This window comes from Streptomyces sp. NPDC055749, from assembly GCF_053617235.1.
In genome coordinates this window covers 59,181-82,551 of the sequence record NZ_JBSHFH010000038.1, presented here as the reverse complement: position 1 = coordinate 82,551, position 23,371 = coordinate 59,181, and the positions used below count along the sequence as shown (strand labels likewise).

At 70.4% G+C, this 23,371-nt stretch carries 21 protein-coding genes and 1 tRNA gene; 9 read left to right on the top strand and 13 right to left on the bottom strand.

What is annotated here, in order from left to right:
* Positions 1 to 48 precede the first annotated feature (48 nt).
* Positions 49 to 2,574, bottom strand: coding sequence for an ABC transporter permease (locus ACWGO0_RS25795; RefSeq protein ID WP_453539589.1), 2,526 nt, complete (start codon positions 2,572 to 2,574; stop codon positions 49 to 51).
* A gap of 54 nt (positions 2,575 to 2,628) precedes the next feature.
* Positions 2,629 to 3,402 (bottom strand): ABC transporter ATP-binding protein, encoded by a 774-nt coding sequence (locus tag ACWGO0_RS25790; protein WP_453539586.1) that lies wholly within the window; start codon positions 3,400 to 3,402, stop codon positions 2,629 to 2,631.
* Positions 3,403 to 4,101: 699 nt separating this feature from the next.
* Between ACWGO0_RS25790 and ACWGO0_RS25785 the strand changes: the two genes are divergently transcribed.
* A tRNA-Leu gene (locus tag ACWGO0_RS25785) sits at positions 4,102 to 4,187 on the top strand.
* A gap of 148 nt (positions 4,188 to 4,335) precedes the next feature.
* Positions 4,336 to 5,223: a Bax inhibitor-1/YccA family protein gene (locus ACWGO0_RS25780; protein WP_453539583.1), complete on the top strand. Its 888-nt coding sequence runs from the start codon at positions 4,336 to 4,338 to the stop codon at positions 5,221 to 5,223.
* Between the two features lie 78 nt (positions 5,224 to 5,301).
* Here ACWGO0_RS25780 and ACWGO0_RS25775 read toward each other — a convergent pair whose 3' ends face one another.
* Positions 5,302 to 5,532: a DUF4287 domain-containing protein gene (locus ACWGO0_RS25775; RefSeq protein ID WP_328910564.1), complete on the bottom strand. Its 231-nt coding sequence runs from the start codon at positions 5,530 to 5,532 to the stop codon at positions 5,302 to 5,304.
* Positions 5,533 to 5,632: 100 nt separating this feature from the next.
* Here ACWGO0_RS25775 and ACWGO0_RS25770 point away from each other — a divergent pair, with 100 nt between their 5' ends.
* A complete protein-coding gene (locus tag ACWGO0_RS25770) occupies positions 5,633 to 5,950 on the top strand; it encodes a hypothetical protein (RefSeq protein ID WP_453539579.1) in 318 nt (105 codons plus the stop codon).
* A gap of 27 nt (positions 5,951 to 5,977) precedes the next feature.
* Here the strand turns inward: ACWGO0_RS25770 and ACWGO0_RS25765 are convergent, their stop codons facing one another.
* The 3 genes from ACWGO0_RS25765 to ACWGO0_RS25755 all read right to left on the bottom strand — a co-directional run bounded on the left by ACWGO0_RS25765 (position 5,978) and on the right by ACWGO0_RS25755 (position 9,492).
* Positions 5,978 to 6,862: a hypothetical protein gene (locus ACWGO0_RS25765; protein ID WP_453539576.1), complete on the bottom strand. Its 885-nt coding sequence runs from the start codon at positions 6,860 to 6,862 to the stop codon at positions 5,978 to 5,980.
* A gap of 270 nt (positions 6,863 to 7,132) precedes the next feature.
* Positions 7,133 to 8,353 carry an acetyl-CoA C-acetyltransferase gene (locus ACWGO0_RS25760; protein WP_453539573.1) on the bottom strand — a complete coding sequence of 407 codons (1,221 nt, stop codon included), beginning with the start codon at positions 8,351 to 8,353 and terminating at the stop codon, positions 7,133 to 7,135.
* Between the two features lie 131 nt (positions 8,354 to 8,484).
* Positions 8,485 to 9,492 (bottom strand): SGNH/GDSL hydrolase family protein, encoded by a 1,008-nt coding sequence (locus ACWGO0_RS25755; RefSeq protein WP_453539601.1) that lies wholly within the window; start codon positions 9,490 to 9,492, stop codon positions 8,485 to 8,487.
* Positions 9,493 to 9,647: 155 nt separating this feature from the next.
* Here ACWGO0_RS25755 and ACWGO0_RS25750 point away from each other — a divergent pair, with 155 nt between their 5' ends.
* On the top strand, positions 9,648 to 11,051 hold the full coding sequence (locus ACWGO0_RS25750; protein WP_453539570.1) for a cystathionine beta-synthase: 1,404 nt from the start codon (positions 9,648 to 9,650) through the stop codon (positions 11,049 to 11,051).
* A 328-nt stretch (positions 11,052 to 11,379) separates the two neighbouring features.
* On the opposite strand, the gene ACWGO0_RS25745 is transcribed toward ACWGO0_RS25750, so the two are convergent.
* Positions 11,380 to 11,805: a hypothetical protein gene (locus ACWGO0_RS25745; protein ID WP_453539567.1), complete on the bottom strand. Its 426-nt coding sequence runs from the start codon at positions 11,803 to 11,805 to the stop codon at positions 11,380 to 11,382.
* 178 nt (positions 11,806 to 11,983) lie between these two features.
* On the opposite strand from ACWGO0_RS25745, the gene ACWGO0_RS25740 reads away from it, so the two are divergent.
* Positions 11,984 to 12,826, top strand: a complete 843-nt coding sequence (locus ACWGO0_RS25740) for a MurR/RpiR family transcriptional regulator (protein WP_453539564.1) — start codon at positions 11,984 to 11,986, stop codon at positions 12,824 to 12,826.
* A gap of 61 nt (positions 12,827 to 12,887) precedes the next feature.
* Here ACWGO0_RS25740 and ACWGO0_RS25735 read toward each other — a convergent pair whose 3' ends face one another.
* The 5 genes from ACWGO0_RS25735 to ACWGO0_RS25715 all read right to left on the bottom strand — a co-directional run bounded on the left by ACWGO0_RS25735 (position 12,888) and on the right by ACWGO0_RS25715 (position 16,585).
* Positions 12,888 to 13,262, bottom strand: a complete 375-nt coding sequence (locus tag ACWGO0_RS25735; RefSeq protein ID WP_453539561.1) for a hypothetical protein — start codon at positions 13,260 to 13,262, stop codon at positions 12,888 to 12,890.
* Positions 13,263 to 13,353: 91 nt separating this feature from the next.
* Positions 13,354 to 13,854 (bottom strand): roadblock/LC7 domain-containing protein, encoded by a 501-nt coding sequence (locus ACWGO0_RS25730; RefSeq protein ID WP_453539558.1) that lies wholly within the window; start codon positions 13,852 to 13,854, stop codon positions 13,354 to 13,356.
* A gap of 38 nt (positions 13,855 to 13,892) precedes the next feature.
* On the bottom strand, positions 13,893 to 14,693 hold the full coding sequence (locus tag ACWGO0_RS25725) for a transcriptional regulator (protein WP_453539555.1): 801 nt from the start codon (positions 14,691 to 14,693) through the stop codon (positions 13,893 to 13,895).
* Positions 14,690 to 15,094: a hypothetical protein gene (locus tag ACWGO0_RS25720; protein ID WP_453539552.1), complete on the bottom strand. Its 405-nt coding sequence runs from the start codon at positions 15,092 to 15,094 to the stop codon at positions 14,690 to 14,692. The genes ACWGO0_RS25725 and ACWGO0_RS25720 overlap by 4 nt, the downstream gene beginning before the upstream one ends.
* A gap of 132 nt (positions 15,095 to 15,226) precedes the next feature.
* On the bottom strand, positions 15,227 to 16,585 hold the full coding sequence (locus ACWGO0_RS25715) for an APC family permease (RefSeq protein WP_453539549.1): 1,359 nt from the start codon (positions 16,583 to 16,585) through the stop codon (positions 15,227 to 15,229).
* A 126-nt stretch (positions 16,586 to 16,711) separates the two neighbouring features.
* On the opposite strand from ACWGO0_RS25715, the gene hutU reads away from it, so the two are divergent.
* From hutU to hutI, 4 genes are read left to right on the top strand one after another with little or no spacing between them, the layout of a single operon-like run.
* Positions 16,712 to 18,370 (top strand): urocanate hydratase, encoded by a 1,659-nt coding sequence (hutU, locus tag ACWGO0_RS25710; RefSeq protein ID WP_453539546.1) that lies wholly within the window; start codon positions 16,712 to 16,714, stop codon positions 18,368 to 18,370.
* A 59-nt stretch (positions 18,371 to 18,429) separates the two neighbouring features.
* Entirely contained in the window at positions 18,430 to 19,644 is a 1,215-nt protein-coding gene (locus tag ACWGO0_RS25705) for an allantoate amidohydrolase (RefSeq protein WP_453539598.1), read from the top strand.
* A complete protein-coding gene (locus ACWGO0_RS25700; RefSeq protein WP_453539543.1) occupies positions 19,635 to 20,996 on the top strand; it encodes a formimidoylglutamate deiminase in 1,362 nt (453 codons plus the stop codon). Before ACWGO0_RS25705 ends, ACWGO0_RS25700 begins: the two co-directional genes overlap by 10 nt.
* 44 nt (positions 20,997 to 21,040) lie before the next feature.
* On the top strand, positions 21,041 to 22,213 hold the full coding sequence (gene hutI, locus ACWGO0_RS25695; RefSeq protein ID WP_453539540.1) for an imidazolonepropionase: 1,173 nt from the start codon (positions 21,041 to 21,043) through the stop codon (positions 22,211 to 22,213).
* Between the two features lie 105 nt (positions 22,214 to 22,318).
* On the opposite strand, the gene ACWGO0_RS25690 is transcribed toward hutI, so the two are convergent.
* Positions 22,319 to 23,335, bottom strand: coding sequence for an RNA polymerase sigma factor SigF (locus ACWGO0_RS25690; protein ID WP_453539537.1), 1,017 nt, complete (start codon positions 23,333 to 23,335; stop codon positions 22,319 to 22,321).
* Between the last annotated feature and the right edge of the window lie 36 nt (positions 23,336 to 23,371).

Here is a 23,371-nt window from a genome sequence, read left to right as displayed (position 1 = left end):
GTGCCCGCACACTGCGGACACCGGCCTCTCGTACGTCCCCGACGAGCGTTACTCGGTCTTGATCGCCGTCAGCATGTTCAGCTTCGCGGCGCTGCGGGCCGGCCAGAGCGAGGCCAGCACACCCACCAGTCCCGCGAGCACCAGGAACAGCGCGAGCCTGTCCCACGGGACGACGAGGGCGTACTCCGGGATCTCCGAGGCCAGTGTCCGGCCGATCGCCCAGCCGAGGAACGTACCGAGCCCGACACCGATCAGCGCGCCGAAGACCGAGATGACCACGGCCTCAAGACGGATCATGCGCTTCACCCTGCGCCGGTCCAGACCGATCGCCCGCACCATGCCGATCTCCTGCTGACGCTCGAACACCGACATCGCCAGGGTGTTGACGACCCCGAGCACCGCGATGATCAGAGCCATCGCCAGCAGTCCGTACATGATGTTCAGCGCCATGCTGACGAAGCCGCCGAACATGTCCCGGATGTCCTGCCGGTCCATGACACTCATCGCCGGGTTGTCGCCCAGCGCGTCCACCACGGCCTGCTCGTTGGCCTCGCTCGCGCCGCCGTCCATCTTCAGATAGATCTCGCGGATCTCCGGGTGGGAGGTGTGCGCGTCGGCCACCGCCTTCGGTACGAGGACGGGCGAGAGGAACTCGTTGTCCTCGTAGAGCGCGCCTACCTTCAGCTTCCCCTTCTTCTCGTCCTCGTACGTCACCGGGACCGTGTCTCCGGTCTTCCAGCCGTTCGACTTCGCCGTCTTCTCGGAGACCGCGATCCCGCCGTCGGCGAGCGTGTCCAGCGAACCGGAGACGGTCTTGATCGCGAGGACCTTCTGCACATCGCCCGGGGTGACCCCGGACGCCGAGTAGCCCGAGCTGCCCATTTCGAGCCAGACGGCCTGCTGGGGGGAGACCGCAGAGACTCCGTCGGCCTTCTCCAGGGCCTTGAGCGCGGACTCGTCGAGCGAGTCGCCGCTCGCCATCGAGACCATGTAGTCGGCCTTGATGTTGTCCGTCGTCATCCGGTCGACGGCCTGGCCGAGCGTGACGCCCAGCACCGAGATTCCGGTGACCAGGGTCAGACCGATCGCCAGCGCGGAGGCCGTCGCTCCGGTACGCCGGGGGTTACGGACCGCGTTCTGCGCGGCCAGCTTTCCCGAGACGCCGAACAGCTTCATCAGCAGCGGACGCACCAGGGCGATCACCGGTCGCGACAGCAGCGGGATGAGGACGATGACACCGATCAGCGACAGGAAGGCGCCGCCCGCGATGATGGTCCGGCCGTCGCTGCCGGCCGCCGCACCCGCGACGATGCCCGCCGCGCCGAGCAGGGCGAGCGCCCCGCCGATCGAGTTCCGTACGACCAGCGACTTGGTCGTGGCCACCGCGTGCACGCTGCTCATCGCCGCCACCGGCGGGATCTTCGCGGCCCGGCGTGCGGGCAGCCAGGCGGCCAACACGGTCACCAGGACACCGACGCCGAACGCCGCGGCGATCGCGGTGGGGGAGACCACCAGCGGACCGGCGGGGATCTTGCCGCCGATCAGGCTCATCGCGGAACGCAGTCCGACGGCGAGGCCGAGGCCGAGCAGGAATCCGACCACCGAGGCGATGGCGCCGACGACGGCCGCCTCCAGCAGTACGGAACGCTTGACCTGGCGGCGGGAGGCGCCGACGGCCCGCATCAGGGCCAGCTCCCTGGTGCGCTGGGCGACCAGCATGGTGAAGGTGTTGGCGATCAGGAAGATGCCGACGAAGAGGGCGATGCCCGCGAAGGCGAGCAGCATCGTGTTGAGGTTGGAGAGCTCGTTCTCGATCTGTGTGGCCTGCTCGTCGGCGAGGGCCTTGCCGGTCTCGGCGGTGGCGTGCTTCGGCAGCAGCGGTCCGACCGCGTCCAGCAGCTGCTGTTCGGAGACGCCGGGCGCCGCGGCGACCGTGACGTTCTGGAAGACGCCGGGCTTGAGGTAGAGCTGCTGGGCGACCGCGGTGTCGAACAGGACCAGGCTGCCGCCCGCGTTGACGGCGCCGTCCTCGGTGGTGAACACACCGGAGAGGGTGAACTCCTTCACCGGCCCGTTCGTGGCGACCCGGACCGGGTCACCGACGCGGTAGTCGCCCTTGCTCGCGGAGTCCTTGTCGAGCGCGACCTGGCCGGCCTTCGTGGGGCCAGTGCCGTCGGTGAACGTGTACTGGTCGTCCTTGCCGTTCTTGCCGGGGAAGAAGTTGGCCCCGGTGTTGGACCAGCCGTTGCCGATGAGCTTGCCGTCGGTGTCGGCGACGCCCGCGAAGCCGGAGACCCGGCCGGTGGCGTCGGCGACGCCGTCCAGGCCCTGGATCTTCTTCAGGGTGGCGGTGTCGACGCCGGGGGTCTTCTCGTCCCTCTGGGAGGCGTTGGTGGTGACGGCGACGGCGACGTTGTCGTAGCTCTTCGCCGACTGGTTGCGGAAGGCGTTGCCGAGAGTGTCGGTGAAGACGAGGGTGCCGGAGACGAAGGCCACGCCGAGCATCACGGCGAGCACGGTCATCAGCAGCCTGGCCTTGTGCGCGAGGACATTGCGCAGGGCGGTGCGGAACATGTCTGTAGTCCTGGGATGGGTTCCGGAAGGGGGACGGGAGCAACAGCCGTTACGTCAGCTGGTGCGGCCCTTCGCGTCGAACGCCTTCATCCGGTCGAGGACCCCGTCGGCCGTGGGGTGCGTCATCTCGTCGACGATCGCGCCGTCGGCGAGGAAGATCACGCGATCCGCGTAGGAGGCGGCCACCGGGTCGTGGGTCACCATCACCACGGTCTGACCCAGCTCGCGCACCGAGTTGCGAAGGAAGCCGAGGACCTCGGCGCCGGACCGGGAGTCGAGGTTCCCGGTCGGCTCGTCGCCGAAGATGATCTCCGGCTGCGAGGCGAGGGCGCGGGCCACGGCGACGCGCTGCTGCTGGCCGCCTGAGAGCTCGGTCGGGCGGTGCTTCAGGCGGTCCGAGAGGCCCACCATGTCGATGACCTTCTGCAGCCAGGCGGCGTCGGGCTTGCGGCCCGCGATGTCCATCGGCAGCGTGATGTTCTCCAGCGCGGTCAGCGTCGGCAGCAGGTTGAACGCCTGGAAGATGAAGCCGATCTTGTCCCGGCGGAGCTGCGTGAGCTGCTTGTCCTTGAGGGACCCCAGCTCGGTGTCGCCGATGCGCACGGAACCACTGCTGAAGCTGTCGAGTCCGGCCACGCAGTGCATCAGCGTGGACTTGCCGGAGCCGGAGGGCCCCATGATCGCGGTGAACTCGCCCTGCGGGAAGTCCACGGTGACCCGGTCCAGGGCGACCACCTGGGTCTCACCCTGGCCGTAGACCTTCGACAGCTCCGTGGCGCGGGCGGCCACCGCGGTGGCGCGGTGAACGGTGGGGGCGGTGGTGGTCACTGGGGCACTCCTGGGTCGGATGGTTCCGGGCTTCGCTCGGGGACCCCTCCATCGTCTCCGCCGTATTCCTCCCGGTCGTCAGTCCCCGTGCCCGTTCCCGGGGCCCTCTTGAGTCGCACCGGCAGGCCTCCGGCGTACTCCTGGGGTATGACACCGACCCTGAGAAGGTCCGTCCGCGGTGGGGCGGGGCGGTGGAGCGGACGGTCTGTCACAGAGGGTGACGGGCCCGGGGGTGGGTCGCGGGGGAGAGGTGACTGCGAGAACGCTCCCGCGCGGTCTCGCCCTTCTCCCGGAGTGGGTGGTTCCGCCGGCCGGGGCAGACCGAATCCCCGTCGATTCGCTGCCCGCCGGCAGCGTCGTGTTCCATGTCACGGATGCGGTGCCGGTGAACCCCGGGGTGCCGGGGAACCGGCCGTTCCGCGGTCCGGCGAGGCCGTCGGCGCCGGGTGAGGTGGCGGAGCCATGGCGCGTGGTGGCGTGGCCCTGGCGTATTGGGCCGTCCGGGTGCGGCGACTTTCCGTCATTCCCGTGCGAGGGGGCTTTGGGGCCCTTGTCGGGCCCGGCCATGTGGTGATGGCCCCGGAATGTGCTGACGCCCCCTCAAGCGGTCAATAAAATAAGACAACATCGCGCCGGCGTTCCGCTGATCGAGGGACACCCCCGGATAGGGTCATGTGCCAACGCGGAGCCGCGCGCCTTGCCCGGATGGTGGAATGCAGACACGGCGAGCTTAAACCTCGCTGCCCCTCGGGGGCGTGCCGGTTCGAGTCCGGTTCCGGGCACCATCACGGCCCCTGCCGGGGAGCGACCGTCGCCCCGAGGGTGCTTAAACGATCAACTTCCTCAAAGATCCTCCCCGAGCACTAGGGTGATTGTTTTGCCTACCCATTACTCTTGTGACAAGGCCACGCAGTGTGGCCATGGAGGAGTGAAATGAGGAGCAGCAACCCGGTCTTCTCGCGACGGGGGTTCAGCCGCGACAACGGCTACGCGGGCTTCAACGCGGCGCCGCAGGCCGGGGCCCCCGCGACGGGCACCAACCCGTACGCCGAGGGCACCGCCGCCAACCCGTACGCCACCAACCCCTACGCCCAGCAGGACACCCAGTACGGCGCCCCGCAGGCGCCCGCGCGCTCCGGCGCGATGACGATCGACGACGTCGTCACGCGTACGGCGATGACGCTGGGCACCGTGGTGCTCGGCGCCGTGCTCGCCTGGGTCCTGCTGCCTGTCGACGAGGCCAATCTCGGCAAGTCGTACGGCATCGCGATCGGCGCCGCCATCGTGGCGTTCGTCCTGTCGCTCATCCAGTCCTTCAAGCGCAAGCCGGTGCCGGCGCTGATCATCACGTACGCGGCCTTCGAGGGTGTCTTCCTCGGAGTGCTGTCCAGTGCGGTCAGCACCTACATCAGCCCCGGCGTGGTCGCGCAGGCGGTGCTGGGCACCATGTGTGTCTTCGCCGGTGTGCTCTTCGCGTACAAGATGCGCTGGATCCGCGTCACCCGCCGTTTCTACGGCTTCGTGATGGCCGCCGCCATGGGCTTCCTGCTCCTGATGGTGGTCAACCTGCTGTTCGCCGTCTTCGCGGGCGGCGACGGCCTGGGCTTCCGCAGTGGCGGCCTCGGCATCCTGTTCGGTGTCATCGGCATCGTGCTCGGCGCGTGCTTCCTGGCCCTGGACTTCAAGCAGGTCGAGGACGGCATCGCCTTCGGCGCTCCGCGCGAGGAGTCCTGGCTGGCCGCGTTCGGCCTCACCATGACCCTGGTGTGGATCTACCTGGAGATGCTGCGTGTGCTCTCCATCCTGAGCGGCGACGACTAGTCCGCAGGGAATCCCGCACGACGGAACGGCCCGCAGGCATCGCCTGCGGGCCGTTCCGTTTTCCGTCGGCGCGTGTGCCTACCCGAGCTTCCGGGCGGCCCGGCGCAGGTCGTACTCGTGGATGATCGCCTTGGCGTGGCCGTAGGCCAGATCGTGTTCGCTCCGCAGCCAGCTGACCTTCTCCTCGAAGCGGAAGAGGGACGGGCCTTCGTCGACCGTGCGGAGCCAGTCGGAGATCTCACGGCCGGTGCACTGGGGGATGCGGGAGAGCAGGTTGCGATGGGTTTCTTCGGAGAAGACTTGGGACATCGGCGCCTCCGACGCGATACGCGGTGCTGGTCCTTCCCGACACCGTGCCTGAGCGTCCGCCCGTTGGCAACCACCGGGGAGGGGCGCGTAGGGTCGCGGAGTGCTTGATACGACGCCGTTGATCACCGCCGTGGACCGGTTCGCCGACCGGCTGCGTGCCGCCCCGCAGAGCCGGCTCCAGCGCGGCGCCGCCGCCGAGGGGCTGGCCGCGGCGAGGGAACTGGCCGTACGTGCCCAGCGGATCGAGCGGCCGGACCTGGAGCCGCGTCTCATGCCGGACGCGGGGGTGTTCAGCGTCGGTGACCAACTCGCCGTAGCAGGGCGCGATTTGGCCGAGGCACTGGTAACGGCCCCGTCCGTGGAGCTGGACGAGGCCGTGCGATTCGTCGACGAGGCCGCGGCGCGGGCGTTCGCGTAGGGCCCGCGCCCCGGGAGTCGCCGCGTACTAGAACGAGGCGATGACCCGGTCGGCGAGGATGTAGACGTTGTCCTCGCCGCAGGAGAAGGTCAGGGCGTAGGCGCCGGATACTCCGGAACCGCCCAGCAGGACCGGCGTCTCACCGGCGCGCAGGGAGTCGGCGAGGCGCTCGGCCGTCTCGCGGTGGCCCGGGGTCATACAGAGCGTGGTGCCGTCCGCGAAGACATAGACGTCGAGGGTGCCGAGCGGGCCGGGGCGGACGTCCGTCAGCTCGGTGGCCGTGTCGGCGAGCTCTTCCAGGCGGCCCACGGTGCGTTCGTGATCGGTGACCACGGGTGTCTGCACGGGGACGAAGTCGGGGTGCGAGGGGTGGCGGCGGCGGGCCGCTGCCAGCTCGGGGGAGTCATCGGCGAACTCGGAGATCTCCGGAAGATCGGTGATCTCGGCGAGCTCGCGCTCCGCCGATGCCCGCTCGCTGAGCTCCGCCAGCTCCTCCAGGGCCTCGGTCGCTTCGAGGTCCATCGCTTCGAGGCCCGAGAAGTCGGCCTGGCGGGGAAGGAAGAAGGGGGCGTCGTCGCCGAGACCGGCAAGACCGCCCAGCAGGGACGGGGCGTCGGCGGCGTCGCGGGCTTCCTGGGCGGCCCAGAAGGCGCGCGCCTCGGCGAGCTCGCGCTCGCGTTCCTCGGCGAGTGCCTCGCTGACGGCCGCGCGTATCTCCGCGGCGGGCGTGGTGGCTGTGCTGCGGCTCTGTGGCGGCACCGTGGCGCCGCCGAGTCGGTCCGCGGCCAGTTCTGTACGCAGGCCCGCGACCTGCTTGCGCAGCCCGTGAGCGGCGTGCAGAGCAGCGGCACCTACAGCCGTGGCAGCGGCGGTGGTCAGCAACAGGGCAAATGACATGGCGCTCACTGACATACTCCCGGTTTCAATCGATCCCCCGACTTCCTACATCAGCTTGTCCTGTACTTGTGCCTGCTGTCAGTGCATTACGTCACGAATTGGACAGGTCTTTGGGCCTGATGTTTAGCCCTGTGGCCACTGTGACCTGGGGAAACGACTCTCCCCCGGGACGCAGATCACATCCTGGGGGAGATTCGGTCACGGTCGGGGCTCGGTCCGGTTCAAAACGGCCGTTCCGCGGGAGTGGGAGAGGCTCCCCGGGGCCGGGGGAGCCGCCTCAGTGCCCTAGCTGAGCCGCTCGATCACCATGGCCATGCCCTGGCCGCCGCCCACGCACATGGTCTCCAGACCGAACTGCTTGTCGTGGAACTGCAGGCTGTTGATCAGCGTGCCGGTGATCCGGGCGCCGGTCATACCGAACGGGTGGCCGACGGCGATGGCGCCGCCGTTGACGTTGACCTTGTCCAGCGGCAGGCCGAGGTCGCGGTAGGAGGGGATCACCTGGGCGGCGAACGCCTCGTTGATCTCGGCGAGGTCGATGTCGTCGACGGTCAGCCCGGCGCGCTTCAGCGCCTGCTTGCTGGCCTCGACCGGTCCGTAACCCATGATCTCGGGGGACAGGCCGGAGACGCCGGTCGACACGATGCGGGCCAGCGGGGTCAGGCCGAGCTCGCGCGCCTTGGTGTCGGACATGATCACCAGCGCTGCGGCGCCGTCGTTGAGCGGGCAGCAGTTGGCGGCGGTGACCCGGCCGTCGGGGCGGAAGACCGGCTTCAGGCCCTGGACGCCCTCCAGGGTGACGCCCGCGCGCGGGCCGTCGTCCTGGGAGACGACAGTGCCGTCCGGCGTCGTCACCGGGGTGATCTCGCGCTCCCAGAAGCCGTTCTTGATGGCGGCCTCGGCGAGGTTCTGCGAACGTACGCCGAACTCGTCCATCTCCTGGCGCGTGACGCCCTTGAGGCGGGCCAGGTTCTCCGCGGTCTGCCCCATCGAGATGTAGGCGTCCGGGACGATGCCGTCCTCGCGCGGGTCGTGCCAGTCCAGGCCCTCCTGCTCGGCGCGCGCCGCGGTGCGGGCCTCGGCCTCGGCGAAGAGCGGGTTGTGCGTGTCCGGCAGGCTGTCGGAGTTGCCCTTCACGAAGCGGGACACCATCTCGACACCGGCCGAGATGAACACGTCGCCCTCGCCGGCCTTGATGGCGTGCAGCGCCATGCGGCTGGTCTGCAGGGAGGACGAGCAGTAGCGGGTGACCGTACAGCCGGGAAGGTGGTCCATCCCCATCTGTACGGCGATGATGCGGCCCAGGTTGTTGCCCTGCTCGCCGCCGGGGAGGCCGCAGCCGAGCATCAGGTCGTCGATGTCCCGCGGGTCCAGCTCGGGGACCTTGGCCAGCGCGGTCTGGATGATGGTGGCGGTCAGGTCGTCGGCGCGCAGATCCTTGAGGGACCCCTTGAAGGCCCGGCCGATCGGCGAACGGGCGGCAGAGACGATCACGGCTTCGGGCATCACGCGGCTCCATGAGGGCTGGAAGGCAGGCTGGAAGGCTGGACTGCTCTGGAAATTACCCGCACGTATCGCTGAGGTCACCCGGCAGGCCGTGTGATGCGGGCCTCTTTTCTAAGCAACCGCTCAGTCGCTCACTGATGAGCCTGCCGGTTCACCGCGTCCACGTCCGCGTGCGAGGCCGGTTCCGTGGCCGCGGGCAGACGCCGCCGCCTGCGGTGCTTGAGCAGAGCCCAGGGAGCCCGCGCCCCCGTGACCTCCGTACCGGCCTCCCGTGCCGCCTTGGAGGCCGCCTTGGCCACCGGCAGCATGCCCTCGCGCCTCGCCCCGTCCAGCCGGTCGGACTCCGGCCACAGGCCCAGCGCCGCGCACACGGTGGGCAGCATCGCCATCGCCGCCGTCGCGTACCCCTCAGCCGACGGGTGGTAGTTGTCGGGGCCGAACAGCTCCCGGGGGTTCGCCGCGAACTCCGGCCCCAGCAGGTCGCCCAGCGACACCGTCCGTCCGCCCTGCTCCACGGCGCCGATCGTCTGCGCCGCCGCCAGCTGCCGGCTCACCCGCCGGGCCAGCCAGCGCAGCGGCTGGTAGACCGGCTCGATCGTCCCCAGATCGGGGCACGTACCGACGATCACCTCGGCGCCCGCGGTGCGCAGCCTGCGTACCGCCGTGGTCAGACACCGCACCGACTGCGTGGCGGGCATCCGGTGCGTCACATCGTTGGCCCCGATCATGATCACGCAGACATCGGGGACCCGCGCCGGATCGGCCACCACCAGCGCGACCTGGCGCTCCAGATCGTCGGACCGCGCCCCCGGCAACGCGACGTTCCTCAGGTCCACCGGCCGTTCGGACACGGCCGCGAGCCCCGAGGCGAGCAGCGCCCCCGGCGTCTGCCCGGCCCTGCGCACCCCCTGCCCGGCCGCCGTCGAATCACCGAGCATGACGAGCCGCAGCGGTTCCTCGGGGCCGGTGAACGCCACCCCGTACCGCCCGTCCGCACTCGGCGGCACGGGCGCCGTACCCCCGCCCACCTGCCGTTTCGCCAGCTGGACCTCGGCCAGCACCACACCCACAGTCGCGGCCCCGATCAGGCCGATGCTGCCGCCTCCGTAGGCAGCGCCCGCCGCGATCCGCCGTGCCACTCGCGCCCTCGACACAGTCGGGTCCACCTCCTCTTCGCCGTACGCCGTACTTACACCTACCTGCCCCGTGGGAGGCAGCGCCCAATCGCTTCGCCCAATCTCGTGCCCGTACGCATACTCTGGGCCGGACCATCTCGGAGATCCCGGAGTACACGGTGCAATTCCACGATTCGATGATCAGTCTTGTCGGTAACACCCCGCTGGTGAGGCTGCGCAATGTGTCGGCAGGCATTCAGGCGACGGTCCTGGCCAAGGTCGAGTACTTCAACCCAGGCGGGTCGGTGAAGGACCGCATCGCGCTGCGCATGATCGAGGCGGCCGAGCAGAGCGGACAGCTCAAGCCCGGCGGCACGATCGTCGAGCCGACCAGCGGCAACACAGGCGTCGGCCTTGCCATCGTCGCCCAGCAGAAGGGCTACCACTGCATCTTCGTCTGCCCGGACAAGGTGTCCACGGACAAGATCAATGTGATGCGCGCGTACGGCGCCGAGGTCGTCGTCTGCCCGACGGCCGTCGACCCCGAGCACCCGGACTCGTACTACAACGTCTCCGACCGGCTGGTCCGTGAGACGCCGGGAGCCTGGAAGCCCGACCAGTACTCCAACCCGAACAACCCGCGCTCCCACTACGAGACCACAGGTCCCGAGCTCTGGGAGCAGACGGACGGCCGGATCACGCACTTCGTGGCGGGCGTCGGCACCGGCGGCACCATCACCGGCACCGGCCGCTATCTCAAGGAGGTCAGCGACGGCGCCGTGAAGGTCATCGGCGCGGACCCGGAGGGCTCGGTCTACTCGGGCGGCTCCGGACGCCCGTATCTGGTCGAGGGCGTCGGCGAGGACTTCTGGCCCACCGCCTACGACCGCACGGTCACGGACGAGATCGTCGCGGTGTCCGACAAGGACTCCTTCCAGATGACCCGCCGCCTCGCCAAGGAGGAGGGCCTGCTCGTCGGCGGCTCCTGCGGCATGGCGGTCGTCGCGGCCCTGGAGGTCGCCTCGCGGCTGGGACCGGACGACGTGGTGGTCGTGCTGCTCCCCGACAGCGGGCGCGGCTACCTCAGCAAGATCTTCAACGACGAGTGGATGGCCGACTACGGCTTCCTGGAGAACACCGGCACCTCCGCCCGTGTCGGCGCCGTCCTGGACTACAAGGACGGTCCGCTGCCGCACCTCGTCCACATGCACCCCGAGGAGACGGTCGGCGAGGCGATCGAGGTGCTCCGCGAGTACGGCGTCTCCCAGATGCCGATCGTGAAGCCGGGCGCCGGGCACCCGGACGTGATGGCCGCCGAGGTCATCGGCTCCGTCGTCGAGCGCCAGCTCCTGGACGCCCTGTTCACGCAGCGCGCCCAGCTCTCCGACTCGCTGGAGAAGCACATGTCGGCCCCGCTGCCGCAGGTCGGCTCCGGGGAGCCGGTCGAGGACCTGATGGCCGCGCTCAGCGGCGCGGACGGCGCGGACGCGGCGATCGTGCTGGTGGAGGGCAAGCCGAAGGGCGTCGTGAGCAGGCAGGACCTGCTGGCGTTCCTCGCCAAGGACGCGGGCGCGAAGCCGTGACCGCGAAGCCGTAACGCGATGTGTCCGGGCTTCGTGAAAACGGTACGAGCGCGTCATGTACGCGCAGCACCCGCTTAACACGGCTCGGGCACATTAGTGGGTGTCGGCAGGGAAACCCGCCGGCACCCGAGACGGCGACACGGACTACGGAGCGGCTCCCGGACCTCCACCGTCGCCAGGACGCGGCACCCGGCCCTGACCCGGACCGCGTCCCTCGCGGGGACCGCCGTCGTCCCGCCCCCCGGGCAACCGGGGGTGCGGCGGTCCCCGCGACATATCCCCCGCGCATGCGGAACCAGGGCGCCGGGACCGCTTGCACCGCGCCGGCTCACTCCTCCCAGTCGGAGTCCCGCCGCCGCGAGTCCCGCCCGGAGCGGGCCCATGCCCAGCCGTGCGCCGCGTTCACCGCGTTGACACCGACGATCCCCAGCCAGGCCACCACCAGCCCCTCGATCCCGGCGTTCGCGACGCCGATCGCGGAGAGCGGGATCGCCAGGACCAGCGAGATGATGCCGAACCCGAACCGCTCGCCGAACCTCCCCGCAACCTGCGGAGAGCGTGCCTCGCGGGCGGCGGTCATCTGCTGCTCGGCGAGATGCCTGCGCACACGACGGTCGAGTGTTCCGTCGAGACTTCGCTCGACCTTCTCCAGGAACGAGTCGATGAGCGCGGACTCGTACTCCGGGCCCAGTTCGGTGCGGGCCTTCACGGTGGCGTCGAGCTCTTTGCCGAGCTCGGGGTCGCGGGCATCCATGCTCTGACGGTACGAAGCCGGGGGCACCCGGGTCAGTGGGGCTAACCCCCCTGTTTGCCCTGTTGGTGACAGCGGCACGGCTCGGTACGGGCCGTCTGTATATGGACATACAGGCCGCTTGCTGGCTGAATGGATTTCGCGGTGCCGGACCGGCGCGCCGGATCTCTGGAGGGTCAGCATGAGCGGGAGCAGCCCGGCTGCGCGGTTGCAGCGGCTCTTCGAGGGGCATCGGCTCACGCCCACCCAGCGACGGATCGCGCACTCCATGGTCCGCAGGGCCGGTGACGCGCCGTTCCTGTCCAGTGTGGAGCTGGCCGAGCTGGCAGGGGTCAGTCAGCCGTCCGTCACCCGGTTCGCCGTGGCACTCGGCTTCGACGGCTATCCCGCGCTGCGCAGGCACCTGCGGGAGGTGGCGCCCGCGGAAACGGTCTCCGGCGCCGAGGACACGTACAACGAGTACCAGCAGGCCGTCCGGGCCGAGATCGAGAATCTCCAGCACCTGACCGCGCTGCTCTCCGACCCCGGGCCGGTGGAGCGGGCGGGACAGCTGCTCGCCGGCTCGCGACCGCTGCCCGTGCTCGGGCTACGGGCCGCGTCCTCGCAGGCGCGGGGCTTCGGGTACTTCGCCGCCAAGGTGCATCCCGATGTCCGGGTGCTCGACGAGGGCGGCAGCGCGCTGCTCGACCGGATCGACGCGGTCCGGCGGGCGGGTGCCACCGCGCTGATGTGCTTCGCGCTGCCGCGCCATCCCCGGGAGGTCGTGGACTCACTCGCGTACGCCCAGGAGCAGGGGCTGACCGTGGTGACCGTGGCCGACTCGGCGTTCGCCCCGGTGGCCAAGCACAGTGATCTGCTGATTCCGGCAGCCGTCGGCACCGGGCTCGCCTTCGACACCGCGTGCGCGCCGATGCTGCTGGGGCGGGTGTTGCTTGAGGCCATGTGCGACGCACTGCCGGACGCGCAGGCACGGCTGGAGGAGTTCGATGCGCGGGCCGCTGCCCGCGGTCTGTTCGTCGAGTAGCTCCGGTGTGGCCGCCGCCGGGACGCCGCGCCCGGTGCGGCGCGGTGTCCCGGTGAGCGGATCAGATGTCCAGCTCGGCCTCGATCCGCTTCAGCTGGTGGCGGGCCATCGCCAGGTTGGCACGGCCGGCGTCCAGCACCAGGTAGAGGAACAGGCCGTTGCTGCCACGGGTCTTGAGCAGCCGGATCAGGTGGTACTGGGTGCCCAGCGTGATGAGGATGTCCTCGATCTCGTCCTGGATGCCGAGGTGTTCCATGGTGCGGAGCTTGGCGCGTACGACGTCGGTGTTGCCCGCGGCCGCGACCTCCAGGTTGAAGTCCTTGCCGCCGCCGAGCGTGCCCAGAGCCATTCCGCTCGTGTAGTCGACGAGGGCGACACCGGTGGTGCCCTCGATGGACGACATCGCTTCCTTCAGTGACGCTTCGGTGTTCGCCATGGGTGCTCGTTTCCTTTCCCTGGCCGGTCGGGGTGACCGGAGCCGTTTCCGTGTGATGGGTCTGTCCCGGTGGGGTCGGGGGGCGGGGCCGCTACGTGGGGCGGTGCGGCAGGGGGCGGTTCTGCGGGGTGCGTGGCTGGGGGCTGCCCGGCTGTGGGGCGCCCGGCTGCGGGGTGCTTGCCGGGGGTGTGGCGGGTCTGTCGGTCCGGGTCGGCACCGCGTCGATGACTTCGCCGATACGGGTGCCCGCGCGGCGGCCCTCCAGATGGAGCCTGCCGACGTTGATGCGGTCCTCGGCGAGCAGCGTGAGGACGGCGGACCTGCCTGCCGCGTACGTCGCGATGTAGCCGGTCCTGCCGCGTACCAGCAGTTCACGGAAGTCGCCCCGGCCCGTGGCGTCGCTCATCCGGATGGCCACGCCGAGGGCGGCGGCGGTCAGTGCGGCGACTCCCTCGGCTTCGACGCCCGGCGTGTCATGGGCCAGGACCAGGCCGTCTGTGCTGGCCGCCAGGGCGCCGGAGAGAAGGGGGACGCGGGCCCGCAACCGCTGGAGTTCATCGAGGACTTCCTGCACTTCGGCCTCGGGCACCATCAGTTGTCTCCTCCCGGCACGCTGTCTGAGCGCGCGTATCACAGGGCCTCCAATGCGTCTCGGAGCCGGCGCAGCAGGGCGACATCGGGGTCGGCCGTCACGTCGGGCAGTGCCACCCGGCCGGGTGCCGCGCCGGGCTCCGTGCCCTGCCGGACCGCTCTGACCAGCCCGGCAGCCGCGAGCCGCCGCAGGTCGACCAGGATGTGGAACGTCGAACGGCCCAGCTCCCGGGCGATGTCCGAGGCGGTGAGCACCCCGTCGGCCAGCTCCAGGACCCGGCGCCGGCGGTGCGGGACGGGTGCGTCCACGGGATGCGCGGTCCGGGCCACCGGCGCGGTGTCGGTCAGCGCCTCGGGCCAGATGCGGTCCAGCAGTTCCCGGCGTCTGAGCGTCTCGCGCTGCACGGCTTCGACGGCGACGGGGTGGACGGGGCCGATCCAGTGCGAGACGCCGTAGCGGAATCTGGCCGGGGTCCGGGTCGGGGCGAGGGCGAAGAACGCGGCATCGTACAAGGCGCCCAGATGGCACAACTCCAGTGCGCCGCCCGGCACATGACCGCTGTCCACCAGATAGCGGCCGACCCGCTGCCCGGCTCCCGCCTGGGCGACCGCGTCCCACCAGCCTTCGTGCCGCAGCGCCCCGCCCGTGGTCAGCAGGATGTCGATGCCGGGGGTGGCGGGGCTCTCGGCGTGCACCACCTTGCCGTCCGCCAGATAGAGCGTGCCGCGGTCCCGCATCAGGGCGCCTGTGGCGCGCTCGGCCGCCAGCCGCTGGAGCATGGGGGAGGGGGCGGAGCGCCGCACGGTGTCCCCCACGGGGCCGGCGGTCGTCGGTCTCATGCCAGGACCAGCCGCTCCGCCGTCTCGCCGAGCCGCAGGCGGGCGAGGGCGAGGTTGCCTTCCGCCCGGTCCAGCCAGAGGTGCAGGAAGACGCTGCTGTCGAAGGCCGTCTCGACGAATCGGAGTATGTGGTAGCCGGCGAGGGTGGTGATGATGACGTCCTCGACCGGCGGGCCGGCTCTCCGCTCGGCCGGGCCTTCGGGCGGCGGGAGCGCGAACGCGGGCTGCTCGGCCGCCATCCGCGCCACCTCGGCGGTCTCCGCGGCGGTGGCCTCGTGGTCGCCGTTGGGTGATTCACCGGCGGTTCCGAGGGCGAGGCCGCTCGTCCAATCGACCACCGCGGCGCCCCGGGCGCCGGGCAGTTTCATGATTTCGAGCAGGCACTCGTCGATTCCGGGCACGCGGACTCCCCTCCCGACGTCGCGTACGGCTGTGACCCAGAGGTTACGCAACGTGCCCGCGCCAGGGGGGAGTTCTGGCATTTTCCATTGGTACATGCGGACGGCCGTGTAAAGGAGGCCCGCCGGCCGCGGTCAGGCCTTCTCGCGCGCGGTCATCACCACCTTGTTGACCACCCAGAGGCCGATCCCGATCAGCAGGAGCACCCCGGCCCTGATGTAGACGTCAGCGTCCCGGTCGGCGAGGGGGCTGGCCAGGATCAGGGCCGTGATCGCCCCGAGTACGGGCAGGGCCGTCGGCGTACGGAAGTGATGGTGGTCCACCCGGTCCTTGCGCAGGACGAGAACGGCGATGTTGACGACGGCGAAGACGCACAGCAGGAGGAAGGCCGTCGTGTCGCCGAGGCCCTCGATCTCGCCGGTGGAGACGAGACCGACGGCGAGTACGGAGACGAAGACGATGCCGACCCACGGGGTGCGCCGCTTGGCGAGGACCCGGCCCATGGCCTGCGGGAGGATGCGTTCGTTGGCCATGCCGTAGCAGAGCCGCGAGGCCATCATGATGTTGATCAGGGCGGAGTTGGTGACCGCGAACAGGGCTATCAGCGCGAAGAGTTTCGGCGGGAAGTCGACGCCGCCCGCCTTCACCACTTCCAGGAGCGGGCCGCTGGACCCCTCCAGGGTGCGGTAGTCGACCAGGAGGGAGGAGATCAGGGCCACCAGCACGTAGACCGTGCCCGTCACGGCGACGCCTATGAAGATGGCGCGTGGGAAGGTGCGCGCGGGGTCCTTGGTCTCCTCGGCCATGTTCACCGAGTCCTCGAAGCCGACGAAGGCGAAGAAGCCGAGCGCGGTCGCGCCGAGCACGCCGGTGAACAGTGCGAAGCCGGTGCCGCTCGCCTCGAACTCGGTCAGCCTGGACGGCTCTCCGTCGCCGGTGAGGATGGCGTACGCGCCGATCGACAGGATCACCAGCAGGCCGGTGACCTCGACGATCGTCAGAACGACGTTCGCCTTCACCGATTCGGCGACTCCGCGCAGATTGATTGCGGCGAGTGCCAGGATGAAGAGGATGGCGACCAGTGTGGGCGGTACGGCGGAGGTGAACTCGCCGAGGTAGTCGCCGCTGAACGCGCGGGCCGCCGCGCTCGCGGACGAGAGTCCGGAGCACATCACCATGAAGGCGATCACGAAGGTCAGGAACGGGACCTTGAACGCCTTCTGGGTGTAGAGCGCGGCCCCGGCCGCCTTGGGGTACTTGCCGACGAGTTCCACGTACGAGGCGGCCGTCAGGATCGCGACGACGAAGCCGATCAGGAACGGCAGCCAGAGTGCTCCGCCGACCTTGCCCGCGACCTTGCCGGTGGTGGCGTAGATGCCGGTGCCGAGGATGTCGCCGATCACGAACAGGATGAGCAATCTGGGGCCGATGGCCCGCTTGAGTGCCGGTGTTTCCGCTGTGGCAGGCGATTCGGGTGTGTGTGACGCGGTCACGGATTCCTCCCCGGGGATGTGGTGCCACACATCTGCCCGGGCGTGGCGCGGGCTCACCTGTTGACTACAAGTATTCAGACCTTCAGGATGTGAATAGAAGGTTCACAGTCGCGAGGAGGCATTGCCATGTCAGGACCCCGCCCCGTACGGGCACCGCGCGGTACCGAACTGAGCACCCTGGGATGGCAGCAGGAAGCCGCCCTCCGCATGCTGCAGAACAACCTCGACCCCGAGGTCGCCGAGCACCCCGACAAGCTCGTCGTCTACGGCGGCACGGGCAAGGCGGCCCGCGACTGGCGTTCGTTCGACGCCATGGTCCGTACGCTGCAGACGCTCAAGCAGGACGAGACGATGCTCGTCCAGTCCGGGCGGCCGGTCGGCGTCATGCAGACCCACGAGTGGGCGCCGCGCGTCCTGATCGCCAACTCCAACCTGGTCGGCGACTGGGCGAACTGGGAGGAGTTCCGCCGCCTGGAGTCCCTCGGACTCACCATGTACGGGCAGATGACGGCCGGGTCGTGGATCTACATCGGCACCCAGGGCATCCTCCAGGGCACGTACGAGACGTTCGCCGCCGTCGCCGCCAAGAAGTTCAACGGCACGCTCGCGGGGACGATCACCCTGACGGCCGGGCTCGGCGGCATGGGCGGCGCCCAGCCGCTGGCCGTGACCATGAACGACGGCGTCGCGATCTGTATCGACTGCGACCCGCGCGCCATCGAGCGCCGCATCGAGCACCGCTTCCTGGACGTGAAGGCCGACAACCTGGAGCACGCGCTCCAGCTCGCCGTCGAGGCGCGCGACGCCCGGCGTCCGCTCTCCATCGGCCTGCTCGGCAACGCGGCGGAACTGCTGCCCCGCATGCTCGCCGAAGGCGCCCCGGTCGACATCGTCACCGACCAGACCAGTGCGCACGACCCGCTCGCCTACCTGCCGCTCGGCGTCGACTTCGACGACATGGCCTCGCTGGCCGCCGAGAAGCCCGCCGACTTCACCCAGCGGGCGCGGGAGTCGATGGCCGCCCACGTCGAGGCGATGGTCGGCTTCATGGACGCGGGCGCCGAGGTGTTCGACTACGGCAACTCGATCCGTGGTGAGGCCCAGCTCGCCGGGTACGGCAGGGCATTCGACTTCCCGGGCTTCGTGCCCGCGTACATCCGGCCCCTCTTCTGCGAGGGCAAGGGCCCCTTCCGCTGGGCCGCGCTGTCCGGTGAGGCGTCGGACATCCACAAGACGGACAAGGCGATGCTCGAACTCTTCCCGGAGAACGAGTCGCTGCACCGCTGGATCAAGATGGCCGGTGAGCGGGTCCACTTCCAGGGCCTGCCCGCACGGATCTGCTGGCTCGGCTACGGCGAGCGCGACAAGGCGGGCGAGCGCTTCAACGACATGGTCGCCAGTGGCGAACTGGCCGCCCCGCTGGCCATCGGCCGCGACCACCTGGACTGCGGCTCGGTCGCCTCGCCGTACCGCGAGACCGAGGCCATGCTCGACGGCTCCGACGCGATCGCCGACTGGCCGCTGCTGAACGCCATGGTCAACGTGGCGTCCGGGGCGTCCTGGGTGTCGATCCACCACGGTGGCGGCGTCGGCATGGGGCGCTCCATCCACGCGGGCCAGGTCACCGTCGCCGACGGTACGAAGCTGGCGGGCGAGAAGATCCGCCGGGTGCTCACCAACGACCCGGGGATGGGTGTCATCCGGCACGTCGACGCCGGATACGACATCGCGGAGTCGGTCGCCGACGACAAGGGCGTGCGCGTCCCGATGACGGAGGGCGAGTGAACTCCCCCACCCCGCACGTTCCCAGGAGTCCCGCCGCCGGCTCGCCCACCTTCCACGCCATGTGGGCGTCGTTGCAAAAGATCGGCCGCAACGCGGACTCCGGCGGCTACCGGCGCTACGCATGGACCGGCGCCGACGCCGACTGCCGGCTCTGGTTCCGGATGCAGGCCGAGGCCCGCGGCCTCGACTGCGAGGTCGACCGCAACGGCAACCAGTGGGCCTGGCTCGGTGACCCCCTCGCGGGCGACGCCGTCGTCACCGGCTCGCACCTCGACTCCGTGCCGGACGGCGGCGCCTTCGACGGCCCCCTCGGCGTGGTCTCCTCCTTCGCCGCGCTCGACGAACTCCGCCGCAGGGGAGCGGAGTTCGTCAGGCCCCTGGCCATCACCAACTTCGGTGACGAGGAGGGGGCCCGCTTCGGGCTCGCCTGCGTCGGCTCCCGGCTCGCCGCCGGGCAGCTGACCGTCGAGAACGCCCACCGGCTCCGTGACGGTGACGGCGTGTCCCTGCCGCAGGCCATGGAAGCCGCCGGGTACGACCCCGACGCCATCGGCCCGGACCCCGAACGGCTCGCCCGTATCGGCGCGTTCGTCGAGCTGCACGTGGAGCAGGGCCGCGCCCTCGACCTCACCGGCGACCCGGTCGGCATCGCCTCCGCGATCTGGCCGCACGGGCGCTGGCGGTTCGACTTCCGGGGGGAGGCCAACCACGCGGGCACCACCCGGCTCGCCGACCGGCGCGACCCGATGCTCACGTACGCCGAGACCGTGCTCGCCGCCCGCCGGGAGGCGGAGCTCGCCGGGGCCGTGGCCACGTTCGGGAAGATCTCCGTCGAGCCGAACGGCGTCAACGCCATCCCCTCCCTCGTACGCGGCTGGCTCGATTCCCGCGCCGCCGACCAGACCACCCTGGACACCGTCGTCACCGGCATCGAGCGCGCCGCCCGGGAGTACGGGGAGCGGGCCGGAATCGATCTCGATGTCGTACGGGAGTCCTTCACGCCCGTGGTGGAGTTCGAGCACGCCCTGCGGGACGAGATCGCCAGGATCCTCACCGGCCGCCCTTCCCACGACACGGACCGCGCCGTACCCGTCCTGGGCACCGGAGCCGGGCACGATGCGGGTATTTTGTCCGCTTCGGTGCCTACCGCCATGCTGTTCGTCCGCAACCCCACCGGGATCTCGCACTCACCGGCCGAATTCGCCGCCGAGGACGACTGCGTGGCCGGTGTGTTCGCACTCGCCGACGTACTGGAGGGCCTCGCGTGCCGCTGACGACCGAGCCGACACCGACGACCACCATGTTCTGGCTGTCCCACGCCTGGCTCGGCGACCACGTCGAGCCGGGCGTCACCCTGGATGTGTCCGGGGGCCGGATCACCGGTGTGCGCACCGGCGTCGCCACACCCCCGCCCGGCGCCACGGTGCTGCGCGGCCTGACGCTCCCCGGTCTCGCCAACACCCACTCGCACGCCTTCCACCGGGCCCTGCGCGGCAGCGTCCAGGTGGGCTCCGGCACCTTCTGGACCTGGCGCGAGCTCATGTACCAGGCGGCCTCCCGGCTGACCCCCGACACGTACTACGACCTGGCCCGCGCCACGTACGCCGAAATGGCCCTGGCCGGCATCACCTCCGTCGGCGAATTCCACTATCTGCACCACGCGCCCGGCGGCACCCCCTACGACAACCCGAACGCGATGGGCGAAGCGCTCATCGCCGCAGCCGCCGAGGCCGGGATCCGCATCACCCTGCTGGACACCGCCTACCTCGCCGCCGGATTCGGCGAGAAGCCCGGCCGCCACCAGCTCCGCTTCTCCGACACCACCGCGGACGCCTGGGCCGAGCGCGCCTCGCTCCTCAAGGGCGACGACCACGCGCTGATCGGCGCGGCCATCCACTCCGTACGAGCCGTGCCGGCCGGGCAGCTCGCCACCGTCGCCCGGTGGGCCGAGGAGCGGGACGCCCCGCTCCATGTCCACCTCTCCGAGCAGATCGCGGAGAACGAGGCATGCCTCGCCGCCCACGGCCGCACCCCCACCCAGCTCCTCGCCGACCACGGCGTGCTCGGCCCCCGCACCACCGGCATCCACAACACGCATCTCACGGCCGAGGACATCGAGCTGCTGGGCTCCTCCGTCACCGGCACCTGCATGTGCCCCACCACCGAACGCGACCTCGCCGACGGCATCGGCCCCGCCGTCGCCCTCCAGCGCGCGGGTTCCCCGCTGTCGCTGGGCAGCGACAGCCACGCCGTGATCGACCTCTTCGAAGAGGCCCGCGCGATGGAGCTCAACGAGCGGCTGCGGACCCACATCCGGGGTCACTGGACCGCGGCGGCCCTGCTCCGGGCCGCCTCCGCCGACGGGCACGCCGCACTCGGCCGCCCCGACGCGGGCGTCATCGAACCCGGTGCGCCCGCCGACCTGACCACCGTCGCCCTGGACTCCGTCAGAACAGCGGGACCGCTGCCCCGGCTGGCCGCCGAAGCAGTCGTATTCGCCGGCTCCGCCGCTGATGTGCGGCACACGCTCGTGGCAGGCCGGCACATCGTCCGGGACGGTCACCACACCCGGGTCCCGGACGTGCCCGCAGCACTCGCCTCGGCCATCGCCGCCCTGCACGGCTGATCCCGGACCCCCCGGCCCCTCGCGCAAGGAGAAACAGCCTCCCCATGACGACGACCGCCATCACCAACATCGCCAGCCTGGTCACCAACGACCCCTCCCTCGGAAACGGGACCCCCCTGGGCCTGATCCGGGACGCGGCCGTCGTCATCGAAGGCGACCGCATCGTCTGGACCGGTGAATCAAGCAAAGCACCCGCCACTGACAACGCCGTCGACGCGGGCGGCCGGGCCGTGATCCCCGGCTTCGTGGACTCCCACTCCCATCTGCTCTTCGCGGGCGACCGCACCCAGGAGTTCAACGCCCGGATGTCGGGCCTGCCCTACACCGCGGGCGGCATCAGGACGACCGTCGCCGCGACCCGGGCCGCCACCGACGACGAGCTCGCCGCCAACGTCTCCCGCTATCTCACCGAGGCGGCGCGCCAGGGCACCACCACCTTCGAGACCAAGTCCGGCTACGGCCTCACCGTCGAGGACGAGGCCCGCGCCCTGCGCATCGCCGCCCGCCACACCGAAGAGGTCACCTACCTCGGCGCGCACGTCGTACCGCCCGACTACGCCGACGACCCGGCCGGCTACGTCGACCTGGTCACCGGCCCGATGCTGGACGCCTGCGCCCCGTACGCCCGTTGGATCGACGTCTTCTGCGAGAAGGGCGCCTTCGACGGCGACCAGGCCCGCGCCATCCTCACCGCGGGCCGGGCCAAGGGCCTGCACCCGCGCGTCCACGCCAACCAGCTCAGCTACGGCCCCGGCGTCCAGCTCGCCGTGGAGCTCGACGCCGCGTCCGCCGACCACTGCACCCACCTCACCGACGCCGACGTCGACGCGCTGGCCCAGGGCGACACGGTCGCCACCCTGCTGCCGGGCGCCGAGTTCTCCACCCGCGCTGCCTGGCCCGACGCCCGCCGCATCCTCGACGCGGGCGCCACCGTCGCGCTCTCCACGGACTGCAACCCGGGCTCGTCCTTCACGTCCTCCATGCCCTTCTGCATCGCCCTCGCCGTACGGGACATGGGCATGACGCCCGACGAGGCCCTCTGGTCCGCGACCGCGGGCGGCGCCGCCGCACTGCGACGTACGGACATCGGCAGCATCACGCCCGGCGTCCGCGCGGATCTCGTCCTCCTCGACGCCCCGAGCCACGTGCACCTCGCCTACCGGCCCGGAGTGCCGCTGGTCAGCGCGGTCTGGCAGCGCGGAGAACGCACCCTCTGACCACCGTGACACGCCCTCACACATGCGGAAGGACCCGCCCGTTGCCGGGCAGGTCCTTCCGCAAGGCTTCACCGGTGCCGGGCCGACAGCGCCCGGAGCCGCAGGTCATTCCTCCAGGGTCAGGCCCTTCCTGAGCTTGACCAGAGTCCGAGAGAGCAGCCGGGAGACGTGCATCTGGGAGATGCCGAGCTCCTCGCCGATCTCCGACTGCGTCATGTTGGCGACGAAGCGGAGCGAGAGGATCGTGCGGTCGCGCAGCGGGAGCGAGGCGATGAGCGGCTTCAGGGACTCGACGTACTCGATGCCTTCGAGCCCGTTGTCCTCGTAGCCGATCCGGTCCGCGAGCGCGCTCTCGTGGTCGTCCTCCTCGGGCTTGGCGTCCAGCGAGCTCGCGGTGTACGCGTTGCTCGCGGCCATGCCCTCGACGACCTCGTCGTCGGTGATGCCGAGGCGCTCGCCGAGCTCGACCACGGTGGGTGCCCGGTCGAGCTGCTGGGAGAGCTCGTCGCCCGCCTTGGCCAGGTCGAGCCGCAGCTCCTGCAGCCGGCGCGGGACGCGCACGGACCAGCTGGTGTCGCGGAAGAAACGCTTGATCTCGCCGATGATGGTCGGCATGGCGAAGGTCGGGAATTCGACGCCGCGGCTGAGCTCGAAGCGGTCGATCGCCTTGATCAGCCCGATGGTGCCGACCTGGATGATGTCCTCCATCGGCTCGCTGCGTGAGCGGAACCGGGAGGCGGCGAACTTGACCAGGGCCAGATTCAGCTCGACGAGCGTGTTGCGTACGTACGCGTACTCGTGGGTGCCCTCTTCGAGGGATTCGAGCCGCGCGAAGAGCGTCTTCGACAGCGCCCTGGCGTCCAGGGCCCCCATCTCGGCATAGGGCGGGATGTCGGACAGCTCCTCCAGCCCCTCGCCGTACTGCACGGCGGAGAGATCGGTGCTGTCAGCGCTTTCGGTGGTGCTGGTGGTGCTGGTGGTGCTGGTGGTGCTGGTGGTGCTTGTAGTGCTGGTGCGCGGGCCGGGTACGGCGATCGCGGCACGGGAGTCGGAATTGGTCGGTCCCTGAGGACATACCGACGGCGCGTTGTGGGTACGCGATTCGTCGAGCCGGGGTGACATGCTTCTCCTCCATCGTTCTCGGCATATGGCTGCCGA